Origin of the sequence: Actinoplanes sp. NPDC049598 (assembly GCF_040675435.1) — a bacterium.
Classification (GTDB): Bacteria; Actinomycetota; Actinomycetes; order Mycobacteriales; family Micromonosporaceae; genus Actinoplanes.
Genome location: NZ_JBFAOX010000068.1, coordinates 1 through 1,414 on the forward strand (window position 1 = coordinate 1; position 1,414 = coordinate 1,414).

General features: G+C 68.1%; 1 protein-coding gene. It reads left to right on the top strand.

Features of this window, described 5'->3' with window-relative positions; translation table 11 throughout:
- Positions 1-310: 310 nt before the first annotated feature.
- Complete coding sequence (locus AB0J66_RS49735; protein ID WP_364676578.1) at positions 311-1,393, top strand: IS110 family transposase; 1,083 nt, start codon at positions 311-313, stop codon at positions 1,391-1,393.
- The last annotated feature ends 21 nt before the right edge of the window (positions 1,394-1,414 follow it).

Sequence of the window (1,414 nt, forward strand, 5' to 3'; positions counted from 1 at the left end):
CACTGTGAGTCTTGGGGTGGCTGGTCTGGGACCGGCTGGCAGGGTTAGCGGCGGCCGCGTCGCCTCGGGTTGTGACTCATACAATCATTCGCCCCTGACGGGTGCGTTTCGGTGGTCTTGTCCAGCTCCGGGTGGGGTGGCCGACGCTGACCCGGCTCCACCTCGGTGACTTGATCAGAAGACTGCCCGGCCCCGCCGCACAGCGGATCGTGGCTCATCACAGTGCTGTCCCGAAGTGACTTCCACCCAGGCCGGCGTCGGCCGCATCGGCGGCCAGCTCTTGCCAGCCTTCGGAAGGAAGCCCGCCGCCATGACCATCGTCGCGCATGCCCACCCGTTCGTCATCGGCGTGGACACTCACGCCCGGACTCACACTCTCGCTGTCCTGGTCGCCGGCACTGGCGAGCTGATCGGCACGGAGCAGTTCCCTGCTACTGAGGCCGGCATGAACCGGGCTGTCACCTGGGCAGCGCGCCGCACCGCCGGTGATCCGGCCACCTTGTGGGTGATCGAAGGTATCGGCACCTACGGCGCTCACCTGGCCGCAGCGGCCCATCGAGCAGGCTACGAGGTCATCGAGGCAACCCGGATGGACGCCCGAGCTCACCGCGGAACCGGCAAGTCTGATCCGTTGGACGCCCGCAGGATCGCCGCCGCCGTGTTGCCACTGGAGCCTGAGCAGCTGCGCCGACCGCGACGCGACGACGGCATCCGCGCTGCACTACGGACCCTTGTCACCGCCCGCGAGCACATGACAAGCGAACGCACGGCCACCGTCAACGCGCTCACCGCCCTGTTGCGCGCGGCCGCCCTGGGCATCGACGTCCGCAAGCCGCTGACCGCCAAACAGATTACGCAGGTCGCGCAGTGGCGCGCCCGGGCCGAGGACCTGGCCACGCGCACTGCTCGCGCCGAAGCAGTCCGGCTGGCCAAACGGGTGGTCGAACTCAACCAGCAACTCTCGGCCAACCAGACACAAATGACCACACTCCTTCGTGACAGCAGGGCCGCTGATCTGCTCGGCAAGACCGGCATCGGCCCCATCACCGCCGCAGTTGTCTACGCCGCCTGGTCGCACGCCGGCCGCCTGCGCTCCGAGGCCGCATTCGCCGCCTTGGCCGGCGTCAACCCGATCCCCGCCTCATCAGGAAACACCACACGGCACCGGCTCAACCGCGGCGGCGACCGGCGACTCAACCGCGCCCTGCACATGGCCGTCATCACCCGCATGACCCACGACCCAGACACCCGCGCCTACGCCGAACGACGCCGCGCACAAGGACGAACGACCAAAGAAATCCGACGCTGCCTCAAGCGCTACCTCGCCCGTCAGCTCTATCGGACCCTCGAAAGGCTCCACACCGAGCCGGACGCTTGCCCGCAGGCTGCTTGACAGACATAGAAGAGTCCACCG